We start from the raw sequence: 2,038 nt of genomic DNA on the forward strand, positions 1-2,038 counted from the left end.
ATCGGAACAGCCGTCACCGCGCGGCCTTGCGCGTCCCTGACGATCTGCTTGGGCTTCGAAAGCTCATGGATGAGCGCCGCCAAGAGCTGGCCGAACTGGTCGCGCTGCGCTGCCATCTCTTTCAGCACTGCCTGGCCGTCGATCTGCTCGGGATCGGGCGGCGGGAGTATGCCGTTTGCGAGCATGATCTGGTTCTGATCGGCACGGGCGGCCTGCCGCTTCGCTTGAAGGTCCAGCCGCTTCTCAGCCATCGTCATATCGTGGCTTTCGCGCTTGAACTGCATGTCTTGCGCAGCTGCGTCCTGTTTGATTTTCGCATCAGCAGCTTTTGCCGCCTGATCCTGCTCTCGCGCCTTTGCGTCCGCCTGAGCTTTTTGTTGTTCGGCACTCGGGGGCGGAGGCTGGCCGGCTTGCGCCTTGGCATCGGTCACCATCTTTTCCAGAACGTCCTCGACCGACTTGCCGAGGTTGAACAGGCGGGCGTTCGCGGCGAAGATTTCAATAGCCACTTCCTTCGACATCTCGCCCTGCTGGATGAGTGGGCCGACAGCAGCCCAATAGGCGCCTGCCGCCTGCATGAACTCGGCCGTCTCTGCCTTCTGCCTCGTCAGGTCCGCCTTGACCGTCGAATCGCTCTCGACATCGATGCGGTACATCATGGCCAAGCGCTGCGTCAGAAGCTGCTGGATTGACTGAAGCTTGGCCAGCTTGGCCTGCCGCTGCTGTTCGGCCTCCTGCGCCGCCTGCACCGCGGCCTGATACTGCTGTTGCGCCTGCGGCGGCAGTTGCGCCCCTTGCGGCGGTGGCGGTGGCGGCTGGACGGGCGTCAGGTCTTGCTGCGTTGGCAGGATCTGAACACCGGTCATCTGCTGCAGCGTCTCGTGCGAGAATTTGGCCGGGATGATCTCCGCCATCATCACGAAGATGTCGCGCGCGCATCTCTCCATCATGCGCTGCATCTTCTGGATGCGCAGCGAGCCCCATTGCGTCTTGATGTTCTGAGCCGTGGCCGTCTCGCTGGCCTGCGAGGCGCCGCGCACGATGTCAGAAATGCCAGTGATTTCGTAAATGGCCTGCTTCGTCTGTTCACGGGCGCCATAGAGCTCCCGCAGAACCGCGATGAACTTTTCCGCCGGCCAGAACGCGACCGCGCCGGACAGGCCGCCATTGGCTGCCCAGATATCCGCGTTGCCGATCGGCACGAACTCGGCATCCTCGGCCGCCAGCATGTTGGCGATATCCCCGGCATCACCTGGATACCAGCCTTTTACCCTCATGTGGTTGGTGATGATGCGGATGCGCTTCGTGGTCAGGTCCAGCTCGTCGGCGAGCTTGCTGTAGATCGAAAACGGATTGACCGGCATCAACCGGCCGGTCAGTTCGATCGGCTGCACGGGCGCCGGGATGCAGAAGAAGTCGGTCAGGCCAAGTGGGTCGTCGACCTTCTTCAGCACCACGCCATTGTCGTCGATGAAAATGACCTTGCGGCTGCCCTTGTCCCAGATTTCCCATCCGGTCAGGTCGCTGTCGCTTTCGCCGCGCGCCTTCTTCTCCTGATCGTTCGTCTGGATGCTGATCAGCCCGGCGTCGAACACGGCATCTTCATCTTCGCGCTGCACGACGAAGCGGAATGCGTCCCATGGCCGATCTTTCCAGCGCTTCGCCGGGCCGTGCCTGTAGTCCCGCCAGCTCACGGCCTCGAACTCGATGCACTCATTTGCGAGGCGTTCGACCGGCGATGCGCCTGGCTGACTAGCTGCACCATACGCGTCGCCTGCAGTCTCACCGCTGCCGGGTTCTTCCGCAGGCGCACCGTCGGCTGCGGCGTCGCTCGCGCGTTCAAGCTCCTCGCTGGTCGTCTCGTCTTTTACGATGTCGCTCTTGAAGCGAAGCCGGATAATGCCGCGGCCGGCCAGGAAACCGTCTTGCGCCTCGCCTTCCAGCTCGACCTGAAGCTTGGAATCGTCGACCTGTGTACGAATGGCGCGCTCGATCAGCTCGGCGACGTCCTTTGCTGCCAGATCCTCGTCGGCGAAGC

At 62.6% G+C, this 2,038-nt stretch carries 1 protein-coding gene; it reads right to left on the reverse strand.

All coding sequences use genetic code 11. From position 1 onward, the window contains the following. Nucleotides 1-2,038, reverse strand: a 2,038-nt coding sequence (locus EOA75_RS32250; RefSeq protein WP_127326093.1) for a hypothetical protein, incomplete at both ends; no start/stop codon positions are given.

Origin of the sequence: Mesorhizobium sp. M1A.F.Ca.IN.022.07.1.1 (assembly GCF_003997575.1) — a bacterium.
Taxonomy (GTDB): Bacteria; Pseudomonadota; Alphaproteobacteria; order Rhizobiales; family Rhizobiaceae; genus Mesorhizobium.